This is a genomic window from Thioalkalivibrio sp. AKL19 (assembly GCF_000420165.1).
In the GTDB taxonomy this organism is placed as follows: domain Bacteria; phylum Pseudomonadota; class Gammaproteobacteria; order Ectothiorhodospirales; family Ectothiorhodospiraceae; genus Thioalkalivibrio.
The window spans coordinates 90,728-104,581 of the sequence record NZ_ATUK01000010.1 but is presented as its reverse complement, the minus strand read 5'-3'; the positions used below and the strand labels follow the sequence as shown (position 1 = coordinate 104,581).

The 13,854-nt window shown below is 67.8% G+C and carries 13 protein-coding genes; 7 read left to right on the top strand and 6 right to left on the bottom strand.

Annotated elements, in window-relative coordinates; all coding sequences use genetic code 11:
- Nucleotides 1–32 precede the first annotated feature (32 nt).
- The 5 genes from F817_RS0102480 to amrB are packed head-to-tail and all read right to left on the bottom strand — an operon-like array spanning nucleotide 33 to nucleotide 4,372.
- Nucleotides 33–1,013, bottom strand: a complete 981-nt coding sequence (locus tag F817_RS0102480) for an isoaspartyl peptidase/L-asparaginase family protein (protein ID WP_024326164.1) — start codon at nucleotides 1,011–1,013, stop codon at nucleotides 33–35.
- Nucleotides 1,010–2,380, bottom strand: coding sequence for a sialidase family protein (locus tag F817_RS0102475; RefSeq protein WP_024326163.1), 1,371 nt, complete (start codon nucleotides 2,378–2,380; stop codon nucleotides 1,010–1,012). The genes F817_RS0102480 and F817_RS0102475 overlap by 4 nt, the downstream gene beginning before the upstream one ends.
- A gap of 9 nt (nucleotides 2,381–2,389) precedes the next feature.
- On the bottom strand, nucleotides 2,390–3,007 hold the full coding sequence (locus F817_RS0102470; protein ID WP_024326162.1) for a rhomboid family intramembrane serine protease: 618 nt from the start codon (nucleotides 3,005–3,007) through the stop codon (nucleotides 2,390–2,392).
- Nucleotides 2,997–3,575 carry an AmmeMemoRadiSam system protein A gene (gene amrA / locus F817_RS0102465; RefSeq protein WP_024326161.1) on the bottom strand — a complete coding sequence of 193 codons (579 nt, stop codon included), beginning with the start codon at nucleotides 3,573–3,575 and terminating at the stop codon, nucleotides 2,997–2,999. Before amrA ends, F817_RS0102470 begins: the two co-directional genes overlap by 11 nt.
- Nucleotides 3,572–4,372, bottom strand: coding sequence for an AmmeMemoRadiSam system protein B (gene amrB / locus F817_RS0102460; protein ID WP_024326160.1), 801 nt, complete (start codon nucleotides 4,370–4,372; stop codon nucleotides 3,572–3,574). Before amrB ends, amrA begins: the two co-directional genes overlap by 4 nt.
- Before the next feature lie 85 nt (nucleotides 4,373–4,457).
- Between amrB and amrS the strand changes: the two genes are divergently transcribed.
- From amrS to F817_RS0102425, 7 genes are all read left to right on the top strand, one after another.
- Nucleotides 4,458–5,564: an AmmeMemoRadiSam system radical SAM enzyme gene (amrS, locus tag F817_RS0102455; RefSeq protein ID WP_024326159.1), complete on the top strand. Its 1,107-nt coding sequence runs from the start codon at nucleotides 4,458–4,460 to the stop codon at nucleotides 5,562–5,564.
- Nucleotides 5,565–5,643: 79 nt separating this feature from the next.
- A complete protein-coding gene (locus tag F817_RS0102450) occupies nucleotides 5,644–6,180 on the top strand; it encodes an Hsp20/alpha crystallin family protein (protein ID WP_024326158.1) in 537 nt (178 codons plus the stop codon).
- Between the two features lie 76 nt (nucleotides 6,181–6,256).
- The gene (locus tag F817_RS0102445; RefSeq protein WP_024326157.1) at nucleotides 6,257–7,288 is read left to right on the top strand and encodes a DUF2235 domain-containing protein; all 1,032 of its coding nucleotides are present in this window, start codon (nucleotides 6,257–6,259) and stop codon (nucleotides 7,286–7,288) included.
- Between the two features lie 82 nt (nucleotides 7,289–7,370).
- Nucleotides 7,371–7,751 carry a DUF2237 family protein gene (locus tag F817_RS0102440; protein WP_018866118.1) on the top strand — a complete coding sequence of 127 codons (381 nt, stop codon included), beginning with the start codon at nucleotides 7,371–7,373 and terminating at the stop codon, nucleotides 7,749–7,751.
- Between the two features lie 149 nt (nucleotides 7,752–7,900).
- Entirely contained in the window at nucleotides 7,901–10,237 is a 2,337-nt protein-coding gene (locus F817_RS0102435; RefSeq protein ID WP_029681010.1) for an HDOD domain-containing protein, read from the top strand.
- Nucleotides 10,238–10,458: 221 nt separating this feature from the next.
- Nucleotides 10,459–11,706, top strand: a complete 1,248-nt coding sequence (locus F817_RS0102430; RefSeq protein WP_051132317.1) for an HD-GYP domain-containing protein — start codon at nucleotides 10,459–10,461, stop codon at nucleotides 11,704–11,706.
- Between the two features lie 75 nt (nucleotides 11,707–11,781).
- Nucleotides 11,782–13,059: an EAL domain-containing protein gene (locus F817_RS0102425; protein WP_024326154.1), complete on the top strand. Its 1,278-nt coding sequence runs from the start codon at nucleotides 11,782–11,784 to the stop codon at nucleotides 13,057–13,059.
- Between the two features lie 178 nt (nucleotides 13,060–13,237).
- Here F817_RS0102425 and F817_RS0102420 read toward each other — a convergent pair whose 3' ends face one another.
- Nucleotides 13,238–13,828, bottom strand: coding sequence for a CPBP family intramembrane glutamic endopeptidase (locus F817_RS0102420; RefSeq protein WP_024326153.1), 591 nt, complete (start codon nucleotides 13,826–13,828; stop codon nucleotides 13,238–13,240).
- Between the last annotated feature and the right edge of the window lie 26 nt (nucleotides 13,829–13,854).

The window sequence follows — 13,854 nt, the reverse complement described above, 5'->3', positions numbered from 1 at the left end:
GCGTCTGGGCGTGGGTTGCGAATGGTAACGGCTCAGCGCGAATGCGCGAATTCGTCAGGGTCTCCTTGTGTCCGCGAATTGCGGGTATCCGGTTCGATTCGGGTCTGGCTGGCCCCGCCATGCTCGATCCAGCCATGGATCATGCGCGGTGTGGTGGTCCCGGCCGCGCAGCGTCCTTCGCGGTCGATCACGATGGCCCCGCCATAACCTTCGAGCCGTTGATGGAGTCGGTGGAGGCTTGCGGCGAGGGCCTCGGAGGCGTTCAGGCCCAGCAGATCGATGCGGTCGGCCAGATCCTTGGCGAAGACGCTGCGCAGGAAATGCTCGCCGAACCCGGTCGCGGAGATGGCGGCGGTGTGATTGTCGGCGTAAACGCCCGCACCCGGGATAGGCGAGTCTCCAACACGGCCGGGGCGTTGCCCGTTCATCCCGCCGGTCGACGTCGCCGCGGCGAGGTGCCCGTACGGATCGCGGGCGACGGCGCCGATGGTGCCGGGAGCAGGCTCGTCGTGGTCCAGTGTGGTTGTTCCCCGGCGCAGTGTTCGTTCCAGTTGCTCCCGCCGTTGCGGGCTGATCAGCCGGCTCTCGTCGACGCGGGGCCACCCGGCTTCCCGCGCGAACGCTGCGGCGCCTTCCCCGACCAACAATACATGTGAGCCGTCATTCAGGACCAAGCGTGCCACGCGGATCGGGTTGGCGATGCCGCGAACGGCCGCCACGGCACCGACCCCCAGGGTTGCACCGTCCATGATGGCGGCATCCAGTTCGATGGTCGCCTCGCGGGTCAGGACGGCACCGGTCCCGGCATTGAACAGCGGGTCGTCCTCGAGCCGCGCCGCGCAGTGCTCGACGGTATCGAGGGCGGTGTCGCCACGGGCCAGCCGCTCGCGCCCATCCTCCAGCACCCGACGGAGCGCATCGTGGTACTGCTCGGCGATCTGCGGGTCGCGTGCTTCCTGGATGCGCCCTGCGCCGCCGTGGACCATCAGCGAGAAGCTGTCCGACCGGGTCATTCGCCTGTCTCGACCTGTCCGCGTATCAGCAGGATGTCGCTATGACTGCCGGGGACAAAGCGGCTTTGCGCAATCGCGATCTCGCCGCTCGAATTGACGGCCATTCGCCGTTTCAGCTGGCCCTGAAGCCCGCCGCTATAGGGTGTACCGGTGGTGCCCGGGACGGGCTCGACGGGGCCGAATGCCGGGGACTCCAGCGGCGCGTGGGTAAACGCCAGGCCGTAGGGACGGTCGGTGGGGTGCGGATAGCGCTGCCACACCAGGTACAGCCGCTGGCCATCGCGGGCCAGGGTCGGGAAGCCGCCCGGCCAGTCGTCCGCGTCGAGCTTCTTCGCCGGTCCGAAGTCCAGGTCGTCGGCATCGGACTGGCTGACATGCAGGCGGCGGTGGTGGGGCTGACGGTAATCTTCCAGGTCATTGGCCGGGATCGCGCCGAAGGCGAGATGGACCGTGCCGTGAGCGTCCACCACCAGCGAGGGCGCATCGGCATGGCCCGGGTGTTCCAGCGCGGTGGTGGGCGTGGTAAAGCCCTGGCCGAGGTCGTCCGACGTGGCGATGCGGATGTCCGCATACGGGCTGTCGCCTTCCGACCAGGCCAGCAGTATCCTGCCGGAAGGGGCCTGCGCGAGGGTGGGTGCACGGGCCGGCACGCTGGCACCGTCGTTGATCGTGATGGCCTCGGAAAACGTCGCGCCGCCGTCGCTGGAGCGGGCCACGCGCAGCGGGCCCTGGTATTCCGTCCAGGCCGCAATCACGTGCCCTTCAGCGGCGCGCAGCAGGTCCAGGCTGCCGTTGTCCCAGCGATGCGCCGTGATACGGCCCTTGCCCGCGCCGTCCCGCGAGCGGGACAGGTTCTGGTGATCCTCGAAGGTCGCACCCCCGTCCGTGGAGCGTGCGTAGAGGATCTCGCCTCCATGATCCCCCCCGGTAAACAGGATCTCCTGCCAGAGCAGGTGAACGGTGAAACGGTGTTCGTCGTCCGGAGTGGGTTCAATCGCCACGCGCGGGAGCCAGGAGAAGGTATCGGGTTCGCCGCCGATGCGGGTGGCTTGCTCGAAGACGGGTCGGCCCTGGCGGTCATAACGTTGCAGGAAGATCGCCTGCTCCGTCTGGTCGGCCCAGACGACGACCACCTCGCCGTGATCGTTGATCGCGACCGAGGCATCGTCCACATAGCGAAAATCCGAAGCGTTCATCCGCCAGGGACCCCGGTAGGCCTCGCCCTGCGCGACCGTCACCGGTTCCTGCCACTGGATGTGCGGCTGGAGGTCGTCTCCGGACAGGCTGGGCGAGCCCCACAGGCCCATGCTGAGCCCGGCGACGACGCCCAGGGCGCGGAATGCATTTGGGTGCGTGGCGTGTGGCATGCGACCTCCCTACCCACCAAGCGGCGACAGCAGTTCCTGGAAGAAGCGGCCCAGCAAGGCGGGCTCCAGCAGCAGCATGAAGCCCACGCCCCAGGCCCCGCCCCACAGGTGGGCGCTGTGGTTGATGTTGTCGCGGTTTTGCCGCTGGGCATAGAGCGAATAGCCGATATAGACGGCCGCGAACACGATGGCCGGCACCGGGATAAAGAACACGAATAACAGCGACCAGGGCTGCAGCAGGATGTAGGCGAACAGCACCGCGGAGACCGCGCCGGATGCGCCCAGCGAGCGGTAGCCGGGGTCGCGCAGATGGCTCAGGTGGCTGGGCAGGCTGGCGAGCACGATGGCGGCCAGATAGAACAGCACGAAGCCGCCCATGCCGATCGCCGGCACCAGCACGCGTTCCATGGCCATGCCGAAGAAAAACAGCGTGATCATGTTGAACGCGAGATGGGTGCCGTCGGCATGGATGAAGCCGTGGGTCACCAGACGCCAGTACTCGCCGCGCTGCACCGACGGCGGGTGATGGATCATCGCCTGCAGCCAGCGCGGGTTCTGCCATGCGAGCAGGGAGACCACGACGGTGGCGACGATCAGGTACAGCGTGACGCTCGGTTCAAAGTTCACCGGCAACCTCCAGCGAGCCGTAGCGCCAGGCCTGTAGCTCCTCGGGCCAGCTCCCACGGGGGAGGCCGGCCTTTTGCAGCAGGGCATCCAGGAAGGCGTCGGGGTCCGGCAGCTGTTCCCAGACGGCCGGCAGGAAGGTGGCGCGCCGGGCGCCGGCCTGGATGACCAGTCCGTCGCGACCGGGTTGCAGTTGATCCAGCAGGGCCTCGCGGTGGTCGGCCTCGATCGGGCGCGAGGCGGTGAGCAGGGTCACCGAGTAGTCGAGACCCGCAAGCTCCGGGGCACGCAGTGGCGGGAAACGTGGATCGTTCAGGGCGGCTGCCCGCGCGTTGTGCAGCACGTCCGCGGCCAGGGGGCGGTGGGCCTCCAGCGTGCCGATGCAACCACGCAGGGCGTCCCCACGCTTCAGGGTGACGAAGCAGGCGCCAGGTTCGGGCAGCGGGTTGGGTTCCTGTGCCAGTGCAATGGTGTCGGCGGGGGTGTCGTGGGCGGCCCACCGGATGGCTTCCGCCGCCAGTTCCAGCAAGCGCTCGCGCGCCGGCGCGGGCAGGTCGATGGCGTGCTTCATTGCAGCATCCAGGCGCCGTAGCCGACCACTTGGTCGCGCGGTCCGGCGGTGTCGCCGGAGTTGCGCTGGTCCAGCGTGGTGATGGCAAGACCACGCTGCCGTGCCAGCCGCAACAGGCCCGCCAGCGGGCGGCAGCCGCAGGCCTGTTCCGGGCCGAGGGCGCGTTCATCCAGCCGTTCGATGGAGTGGGTGGTGGCCGCATCCAGGCGGCTGGCGGTGGCGTAGTCGTGGAAGTGGGAGAGATCCGAGCTGACGACGATCAGGGTCTCCGCGCCGCCCCACAGGTGTTCCAGCACGCTCGCGACCTGCTCGGCGGAGGCGTCTCCGACCACCAGCGGCACCAGGTCGAAGGTACCCAATGCAACCTGCAGGAACGGCAAGTGGGCCTCCAGGCTGTGTTCGGGGCCGTGGGCGACATCGAGTGCCTGCACCCCGGGCAGGTCCGCGATGGTGCCCAGGGCCTCGAGATCCACGGGAACGTCTCCAAGTGGGCTGCGGTAGGCCGAGGCCGTGGTGGTCGCGATCCCGTGGAAGGGCACGCGATGCGACGGGCCCAGAAGGATGACGCGCCGGATCCGGCCCGCCAGGGGACGGATGCGCGCATAGGCGGAGGCGGCCACCGGGCCGGAGTACGGGTAGCCGGCGTGCGGCGCGATCAGGGCTTTGGGCGGCGCCGCGCCGGATTCCACCGGAACCGCGTCCAGCAACCGGGTGACGGTGGCGCGCAGCTCGTCGGGGTCGGCCGGGTAGAACCGTCCCGCGATGGCGGGCTCGCGGACGCAGGGCTGTGCGGTCATTGGACGTCTCCGTCGAACATTATGTTGTTGAATATTGGGATATCGTCTTCATATTCAAGACCATGAAGAACGGGCTGGACCGGATATGAATGACACCCCCGAACATGATGATTTCACCGTGGCCACGCGCTATTGGCACGCCCTGGAGGACGGCCGCGTGCAGTGCGACCTGTGCCCGCGCTACTGCAAGCTGAAGCCCGGCCAGCGCGGGGCCTGTTTCGTGCGCGCCAACCTCGACGACGCGGTGGTGCTGACCAGCTACGGGCGTTCCTCCGGGTACTGCGTGGATCCGATCGAGAAGAAGCCGCTCAATCACTTTCTGCCGGGCAGTCCGGTGCTGTCATTCGGCACGGCCGGCTGCAACCTGGCCTGCAAGTTCTGCCAGAACTGGGACATCAGCAAGTCGCGCGAGATCCACACCCTGGCGGATCGCGCCGATCCCGAGACCATCGCACGTGCCGCCGAGGAACTGGGTTGTCGCGCGGTGGCCTTTACCTACAACGACCCGGTGATCTTTCACGAGTACGCCATCGACGTAGCGGCGGCTTGCCGCGCGCGGGATATCCGCACGGTGGCGGTGACGGCCGGCTACATCACCGAGCAGGCGCGCGGCGAATTCTTTGCCGCCATGGACGCGGCGAACGTGGACCTGAAGGCATTCACCGAGCGCTTCTATCACAAGCTGACCGGGGCCCATCTGCAGCCAGTACTCGACACCCTGGAATGGCTGGTGCACGAGACCGATACCTGGGTCGAGATCACCACGTTGCTGATCCCGGGGGAGAACGACAGCGATGCGGAGATCACCTCCATGGCGCAATGGGTCCGGGAGCATCTGGGGCCGGATGTGCCGCTGCATTTCACCGCCTTCCATCCGGATTTCAAGATGACCGAACACCCGCGCACGCCGATCGAGACGCTGCAGCGGGCGCGTCGCATCGCCCGCGAGCAGGGCCTGCATCACGTGTACACCGGCAACGTGCACGACGCGGACGGCCAGAGCACCTGGTGCGCGAGTTGCGGACAACGCCTGATCGGCCGTGACTGGTACGAGCTCTCGGACTGGAACCTGACCGCCGATGGCTGCTGCGATGCGTGCGGGGCGTCGGTGCCGGGGGTCTTCGAGGCGCGACCCGGCGAGTGGGGCGCCCGGCGTCAGCCGGTGCGTCTGGCCGATTTCCGCAGGGCCTGATTCGGGGGGGCTTGAAAAGTCCCTCTCCGCGACCTAGTTATTTCGGTAGACAGTAGTCTTTCCCGTGGAGGTGACGATCATGGACCTGCAAAAGCTCAAGCCGTGGAACTGGTTCAAGCGCGAGGAGACCGCGAGCCCGGAGGTGGTGCCGGCCCGGCGCGAGGCGCCCGATGCCCTGATGCGCGATCCCCTGGTGCGCATGCACCGGGAGATGGACCGGATGTTCGAGGACTTCTTTGGTGCCGCCCTCGGGGCGCGCGGGGGCGATGCGGCCTCGCTGCTGCTCAAGCCCAGCGTGGACATCGCCGAGACCCGCAAGGCCTACCGGATCACGGTGGAGGTGCCAGGGATCGACGAGGACGCGATCGACCTGACGGTGGATGGCGACGACCTGATCATCTCCGGCGAAAAGCGCCAGGAGACCGAGGAGGACGACCAGGGCTATCATCGTGTCGAGCGGGCCTACGGGCAGTTTCGCCGTATCCTCAGCCTGCCGGGCGACGCCGACGTCGATGGCATCCAGGCGCGGTTCAAGAATGGCGTGCTGAAGATCGACATCCCCCGGCGCCAGGAAGACGCCCGGCCGGGGGTGCGCCGGATCGAGATCGGCTCCTGAGGGGCATCCCACGGCGGTATGCCGTGCGATGAATGATCGCCGGCACCGCCCGACGACAAGGATGTGAGGCTGGCGAATGACACGACGGATCGTGATCTGTGCGGATGGAACCTGGAATCGCCCGGAGGAGGACGTCGAGTCGGACGTGCCGACCAATGTCTTGCGTCTGGCCCGTGCCATCGCGCCCGCCGACGCCAGCGGTGACCCGCAGCAGGTCTTCTACGACTGGGGTGTGGGGGCTTACTACGCAAAGATCACCGGAGGCGTGACCGGACGGGGCATCCACAAGAATATCCAGGATGCCTATCGCTACATTGTCCAGAACTATGCGCCGGGCAGCGAGATCTTCCTGTTCGGCTTCAGCCGGGGTGCGTACACCGTCCGCAGCCTGTGTGGGCTCATCAACAACTGCGGGATCCTGAAGCGCCCCGACGCCCGCCTGATCGAGCAGGCCTTCCGCCACTACAAGAACGTCGCAGCCAGCCATGCGCCCGAGGGCGAGGCCTCGCGCGAATTCCGGGCTGCGTATTCGCATCCCTCGCGGGAGATCCGCTTTGTCGGGGTCTGGGACACGGTTGGTGCGCTGGGCATCCCGTTCTCCCTGCTGGGGATGTTCGACCGCACGGACGAATTCTACGACACCAAGCTGGGTCCCAACGTGCGCATCGCCCGCCATGCCATGGCGATCGACGAGACCCGAGCCGACTTCGAGCCGACCCTGTGGGATCCGCGCCCGGGGCTGGACCTGGAACAGGTGTGGTTCAGTGGTGTGCACGCGGATGTGGGCGGCGGGTATGCCCCGGATACCAAGGGGCGCCTCGCGTCCGAGGTGCCGCTGGCCTGGATGGTTGAGCAGGCCCGGGCGGGTGGACTGGAAGTGGAAGGGCATCTCCCGGATGGCCTGCGCCCTGATCCACTCGCGCCGCTGCACCGCTCCCGGCGGCACATCTATCGCCTGCGGCGCCGCTATCGGCGTCCGCTGGACCCGCCCGGCCACCCGACCGAACTGCACCCCAGTGTCCTGCAACGCTACCGGCGGGATGCGGACTACCGGCCCGAGAACCTGCGCGTTGCCCTGGAAGCATGGGGCTGGCCGGACGCCGACTGAATTCCCCCGGGTGAAACAAACGCTCGCGCTTGGGGGGTGGGTCTCCGTTATCCTGTAGGCACAGCAGACGGAGAGTCCTTCAATGCAGCCATTTCCCTCGAAGAACGTGTTTGGCGGGGCGCTCGAGCCCTGCGGCCGGGACCCGGTCACCGGTTTCTACCGCGATGGCCGCTGCGCCACGGGCTACGACGACCAGGGCATGCACACGGTGTGCGCCGAGGTCACGCGCGAGTTCCTGGACTTTTCCCTGGCGCAGGGGAATGACCTGATGACACCGGTACCGGAGTTCGGCTTCCCCGGACTGGAGGCCGGCGATCGCTGGTGCCTGTGTGCGGCACGCTGGCTGGAGGCCTACCGGGCGGGGGCGGCACCCGGGGTCTTCCTGCGCGCGACGCACGAGGAGACCCTGGCGGTGATCCCGCTGGATATCCTGAAGGAACACGCCCGCGATCCGGCGGATTGACCTCCGCGGAGGGGGTTTCGCGAGCGGCCGGGGTGGGGCCGACTTGCAACCAGCGGACACAACGGGGAGAAGACGGATGGATCCGTATATGGCGGGGCTGACAGCAGGCGCCGTGGACAGGGGTGGGGCGCGATCAGCGGGGCAGGCCCATGGCTGATCCCGTGGCCGTTCCCGAGATCGAACGCTTCCGGATTACCCGGACGCTGGGCACCAGTGCTCGCGACGGTCTCTACGTGGCGCACGACCCGGTACTGGACCGCCAGGTGGCGATCCGCACGCTGACCGATGCCGCGGCCGATGCCGACACCCGTCGGGCGCTGCTTGAGGACGCGCGGCGTCTGAGCCGTTTCCGGCACCCGAACATCGCGCCGATCTTCGAGGCGGGGGACTATGCCCAGGGCGTCTACCTGGTCTTCGAGTACGTCGAGGGCGAGACCCTGGACCGGCTCCTCACCCGCGGCGCCCTGCCGATCGATCGCGCCCTGGCGTTGATGCGCGAGTTGCTGGATGCCGCGGCGGCGGCCCACGAGCAGGGCATCCTGCACGGGGCCTTGCAACCGGCGAACGTGACCGTGAACCCCGAGGGGCACGCGCGCATCACCGGCCTGGGCATGGCACTGCCCGAGGCGGCTGCGAGCGGCGAGAGCCATCTGCCGGATACCCCGTACTACCTGGCCCCGGAACAGCTGGCGGGAGAGGTAGCCAGCGAACGCTCCGACGTGTTCTCGCTCGGGGCCCTGTTCTTCGAGATGCTGACGGGCGAACGGGCGTTTGCCGGCGATACCCCGGTGGCCATCCGGCAGTCGATGCAGGCCGGCGCGCTGGAACCGCCGTCGGGCCGAACCGGCCATGGCGACGAGCGCTTTGATGCCCTGGTGCTCCGAGCCACGCGCCCGGAACCTTCGGAGCGTTTTGCGTCCGCGCGCGAATTTCGCGAGGCATTGCTGGCGGCCGTGCAGGGTGAGGGCTCGGTGGAGGATGGCTCGCAGGACTTCATCCTGCGAAAGATCCGGCGCAAGCCGGACTTCCCCGGAATCTCCAGCCACATCCGCGAGATCACCCAGTGTTCCGACGACACCATGAAGCGCTCGGTGGCGGAGTTGTCGAACGCGGTACTGAAGGACTACGCGACCACGCAGAAGCTGCTGCGGCTGGCCAATTCGCCCTTTTACAGCAATTTTGGTGGCAACATCCGGACCGTTTCCCGGGCGATCGTGCTCCTGGGCTTCGAGCAGGTGCGCACGGCGGCGCTCGGACTGGTGCTGTTCGAGAACCTCAAGGGCGGGCGCCATTCCGGCCGTCTGATGGAGGCCCTGGTCGGAACGCTGTTCAGCGCCATGCTGGCGCGCGAGCTGGCGGAACAGGTCGGCGGAGTGGAGAGCGAGCAGGCCTTTGTCTGTGCTCTGTTCCACGATATCGGCCGCATGCTGGTGCTGTACTACCTGCCCGAGGAGGCGGACGAGATCCGCATCCGTGTGGGTCAGGGTACGGGCGAGAACAGCGCGGCGCGGCAGGTGCTGGGGTTGTCCTACGAGGCCCTGGCGCGCAGCGTGCTGGAGGACTGGAACTTCCCGCGGGAGATCGTCACGTCGGTGGAACGGGCGCCTTCCGGCACCCTGCCGGCGGCCCGGGATGCCGATCAGCGCCTGCATCGCATCGTGACCCTGGCCTCCGAGATGGGCCAGTGCATTACCCGGGCGGACCGCGACCAGCAGGGTGCCCTGCTGACCGATCTGCGCCGGCGCTACGAACACGCCCTGGGCGTGGACGCGCGCGGCATGCAGCGGGCCATCAAGTCGGGGCGCGAGCACATGGATCATTTCCTGGCGGTGGTGAAGCTGCCGCCGGAAGGCCGCGAGCCGCTGAACCGCCTGAAGGCCAACCTGGGCGTGCGGATCGATGATGCTGATACGGCGGAGCTTGAACCCGCGCAGGGGAATGGCGAGGCGGCCGCCGAGGAGGCGAATGATCCCGCGGCCCAGGCCGCGGCGCTGATGGAGGCCCTGACCGACATGCTGGACAGCATGGTGGGCGAATTCGAGCTGAACACGCTGGTCCAGACGACCCTGGAGAGCCTGTACCGGACACTCGGCCTGCGCCGGGTGATGCTGATGCTCGCCGATCGCGAGCATCGGGTGCTGGTGGCGCACACTGCCTTCGGGCAGGACGCCGAGGCGCTCTCCGGGCGGTTGCGGCTGACGCTGGCCGGCAAGGGCGACATCCTGTCGCTGGCGCTGGAGCAGCAGAAGGACCTGGTCATCACCGACAGTCACGAGGCTTCGATCAGCCGCTACATCCCCGACGAGTTCCGCCAGGCTCTGGATGCGCGCAGCTTCCTGCTGTTGCCGCTGGCGGTGCGGGAGCGCTGCGTGGGCTTGCTGTATCTGGAGTTGCCGGAGGGCGCTGCACTGGAACCAACCGTCCTGCGCGCCCTCAAGGCGGTGCGCAACCAGCTGGCCCTGGCCATCCGGCAGGCGCGCGACTGACGCCGCCCCGGCCGCGCGCATCCGCGGGTGGTGCGGCCGGCGCAGTGTCGATCGCGCCCCTCAGTCCTCCGGATTGGGCCGGCGGATGCCGGCATTTGTGAACGCCTAGCGAGTTCTGCACTAAATCACTGTTCCGCCTCGAGAAGTAGCGCTAATGTAGAGGTGATGCAACGCTGGCCGAACATGGTAGCGGCCAGATGCGACGGTTGGACGACAGTGGTATGCCCTGGGGGCTGTTACAGCAGGAAATCCCGGTTTCCGATCTGCAGGTTGGTATGTACGTCAGCCGGCTCGATCGTCCGTGGCTGGAGACGCCCTATCTGGTCGAGGGGGTGCGGATTCGCTCGCAGGACGATATCGACGAGCTCGCCCGGCATTGTGCGCATGTATTCGTTGATCTGGACAAGAGCGCGCCGGAGTCGCTGAGCCGGCTGCCACCGGCCGCCGCGTCCGCACGGGCTGTCGCGACGGCTTCGGGCCAGCCCGAGGCCGCCCAGTTTCGCGGCATGACCGTTTATCGCGATCACTGCCCGGTGGAGCAGGAGCTCCCGGCGGCCAAGGAGGCTCAGGCGATTGCCGGGCGTGTGCTGGAGCAGATCCGTGCCGGCATGGAGCGTAACCCCGGGGTACCGATGGCGGCGGCCCGGGAGGCGTCCGAGGCGTTGCGCGAGAGCGTGGAGCGCAACCCGGACGCCCTGCTGCTACTGGCCAGGCTGAGCCGCTCGGACGATGTGCTGTACGCCCACTCGCTCAATGTCGCGATCCATCTTCTAGCGCTGGGCCGGCACATGGGGCTGGATCGAGCCGAATTGTCGATCCTCGGGCTGGGTGGCCTGCTGATGGATATCGGCAAGATGCAGATGCCGCCGACGCTCCTGGGGCGCCGCACGCGGCTGCCCCCGGATCAGCGGCGCGAGGTTCAGCGGCACGTGGAATATGGCGAGACCATTCTGCAGTGCTCCCGCGGGATCCCGGAGGGCGTGCGCGACATTGTCGCCCAGCACCACGAACGCGAGGACGGGCGCGGCTATCCACGGGGTCTGGTGGCCAACCAGATCAGTGCCTATGCGCGCATGGCGGCTATCGTGGATTCCTACGAGGAGATGCTGACGGAGGGCGGCCTGGCCGCGACCCCCTTCGAGGCCCTGAAGGAATTGCGGGAACACGCGCGCTGGGGGCTGAATTCGGCGCTTGTGGATCAGTTCACGCACTGCGTGGGGCTTTTTCCCGTGGGCAGCCTGGTGGAGCTGGACAACGGCGAGGTCGCGATTGTGTTGAGCCATCGCCGCACGCAGCGTTTCATGCCCCGGGTGATGCGCATCCTCGATCCGTCCCATATGCCGTATCCCGACCCGTGGGAGCTGGATCTGGGGCCGCTCGCGCCGGAGTCCGAGGGCGTGCAGCGCCAGATCCTGCGCGACCTTCCGGCGGGCGCCTACGGGGTCGATCCGGCGCGCTATTATCTTTGAGTAGATGCGGATCCCGTACCTTGGATCCGCATCTGCCAATTTCGCTGCATGGGCGCAGCAGCCGGGACTCTGTCGATGTCGAAGCTGTTTGAATATCACGATTTTCTCCGTGCCCTGGACGGGATTTCCCCGCGCCCGCAGGCGGCAGGGGCGCAAGCAGCCGTGACCGTCATCGAACTGGAGGGGCTAAGGGACGTGGACGCGGCCCTGGGGTACCCCGCGGGAGACGAACTGATCCGGAACGCGGGTCAGGCGCTGGCGAGCGCCCTGACCGACGGCCTGGTCGGGATCACCGGACGCCATCAGATCACCTGTGCGCAGCCGGCCGTGGCCGGGAGTGGGTTCGCCGAGCTGGCGGCCCACAAGATGCTGCGGGTGTTGAGTGAACCGTTTCCCTGTGGTGAGCGACAGGTGCTGCTGTGGCCGCGTGCCGGACTGGCGCTGGCGGCCCCCCGGGTGGTTGCCCCGCAGGAGTTGCTGGCGAATGCCTATGCCGCGGTTCGGCAGGCGCGCCGGGCCCGGGCGCGCCTGAGCCTGTATGCCCCGGAGGCGGCGGCGACCATGCTGGAGGGCGTGGGTCTGTGGTCCCAGCTGGGGCAGGCCATCGAGGAGGGAAGCCTGCACCTCGAGTATCAGCCACAGGTCGCGCTGGCATCGGGCTGCGTGCAATCGGTGGAAGCCCTGTTGCGCTGGGATCACCCGCAGTATGGCTCGATCCGTCCGGACACCATGGTGCGGGCGGCGGAGGGAACGGACCTGATGCCCCGGCTGACGCACTGGGTGTTCAACACGGCCCTGCGCCAGTGTGCCGAGTACCGCCAGGCCGGACTGGGCGCGGGGATCTCGGTGAACTTTTCCGCCGACGACCTGCAGGAACGGGAGGTGGTGGATCTGGTGGCGCAGTCACTGGAGGTCTGGCAGGTGCCGGCGGAGAGCGTCACAGTGGAGCTGACCGAAACGGCGGTGATGGAGAGCCACGACGCCGAGGCGCGTGCGGCCCTGCACGGTATGAAGGACCTGGGCTTGCGGGTGTCCATGGATGACTTCGGTATTGGTTATTCGTCGATGGAGCGGCTGCTGCGCATGCCGCTGGACGAGCTCAAGATCGACATGACCTTTGTCCACGAACTGGTGTCCAGCCGGCCGCACCAGCGCATCGTGGAATCCATGATCGGGCTCGGCCAGAAGATGGGCCTGAGCGTGGTGGCCGAGGGCGTGGAAGACCACGAGACCCTCGAGCGCCTGCGCGCTCTGGGCTGTGACCTGGTGCAGGGTTTTTATCTCGGCCGGCCGGCACGCCTGGCGCAATTCATGGAACAGACGCGTTCGGGCCTTGGCCCGGGCGTGTGCTGAACGCGCCCACCTCGTCCTCGTTGCGGTGCGTCAGCGCACCGCTCCCGCAGTCATGGAAACATGACGCGTGTTCCCGGGGCAGGCAGTCGGTGACGTCGACCCCCGCCCGTGGATGGTCATCCAGCAGGGGCAGGGCGGGGCTTGGCGGGCCCGTTCCCCCTGGATAACTGCTGGATGATCATGCGCCGCCCCTGCCGGCATCGCGGGAACGCAGGTACCAGTGGATGACGATCCAGTCATACAGGGCATGGGTGACGATCACCACCAGCAGGTTGCCGGTCAGGTGATAGAGCACCCCGAGGTAGAGCCCGATGACGGTGGCGAACACGAAGTACAGGCGGCTGATCGAATGGGCGAGTCCAAACACGATCGCCGCGGCAACGATGGCCCACTCGGGTGACCAGCGTTCGGTCAGCCAGCCCTGCAACACGCCCCGTACCAGCAGTTCCTCGCCCACGCCGGCGAGGATGGCGATCAGCAGCACGGCGCCAGGCAGGGCGTTGCGAAAGAGCTGGTGCACGAAATCGCGGACCTGGTCGGCCAGTGCGCGGTAGGGCTCCCAGCCGCTGAGTGCGAGCGTGCCGAGCAGCATCAGCATGGGCAACACGGCAAGGGCGCCCAGCGCGGCGGCCTCCAGGCTCCAGTCGATTCGCTGGTTGAGCGGGATGCCGGCCACCCGGGCCAGGATCAGGGCGAGCGGGATCAGCGCGGCCTGAAAGGCCATCCCGGCCAGCAGCGGGTGTCGCGCGACCGCTTGGCGGAGGCTCATGGGTGTTGGGCCGGGGCGTGTGGACT

Excerpts from the sequence above, each read along its gene's own strand:
- F817_RS0102435 (WP_029681010.1), top strand. The coding sequence starts at position 7,901 with ATGGCTGATCCCGTGGCCGTTCCCGAGATCGAACGCTTCCGGATTACC.
- F817_RS0102445 (WP_024326157.1), top strand. The coding sequence starts at position 6,257 with ATGACACGACGGATCGTGATCTGTGCGGATGGAACCTGGAATCGCCCG.
- F817_RS0102450 (WP_024326158.1), top strand. The coding sequence starts at position 5,644 with ATGGACCTGCAAAAGCTCAAGCCGTGGAACTGGTTCAAGCGCGAGGAG.
- F817_RS0102425 (WP_024326154.1), top strand. The coding sequence starts at position 11,782 with ATGTCGAAGCTGTTTGAATATCACGATTTTCTCCGTGCCCTGGACGGG.
- F817_RS0102480 (WP_024326164.1), bottom strand. The coding sequence starts at position 1,013 with ATGACCCGGTCGGACAGCTTCTCGCTGATGGTCCACGGCGGCGCAGGG.
- amrS (WP_024326159.1), top strand. The coding sequence starts at position 4,458 with ATGAATGACACCCCCGAACATGATGATTTCACCGTGGCCACGCGCTAT.
- amrA (WP_024326161.1), bottom strand. The coding sequence starts at position 3,575 with ATGAAGCACGCCATCGACCTGCCCGCGCCGGCGCGCGAGCGCTTGCTG.
- F817_RS0102430 (WP_051132317.1), top strand. The coding sequence starts at position 10,459 with ATGCCCTGGGGGCTGTTACAGCAGGAAATCCCGGTTTCCGATCTGCAG.
- amrB (WP_024326160.1), bottom strand. The coding sequence starts at position 4,372 with ATGACCGCACAGCCCTGCGTCCGCGAGCCCGCCATCGCGGGACGGTTC.
- F817_RS0102475 (WP_024326163.1), bottom strand. The coding sequence starts at position 2,380 with ATGCCACACGCCACGCACCCAAATGCATTCCGCGCCCTGGGCGTCGTC.
- F817_RS0102440 (WP_018866118.1), top strand. The coding sequence starts at position 7,371 with ATGCAGCCATTTCCCTCGAAGAACGTGTTTGGCGGGGCGCTCGAGCCC.
- F817_RS0102420 (WP_024326153.1), bottom strand. The coding sequence starts at position 13,828 with ATGAGCCTCCGCCAAGCGGTCGCGCGACACCCGCTGCTGGCCGGGATG.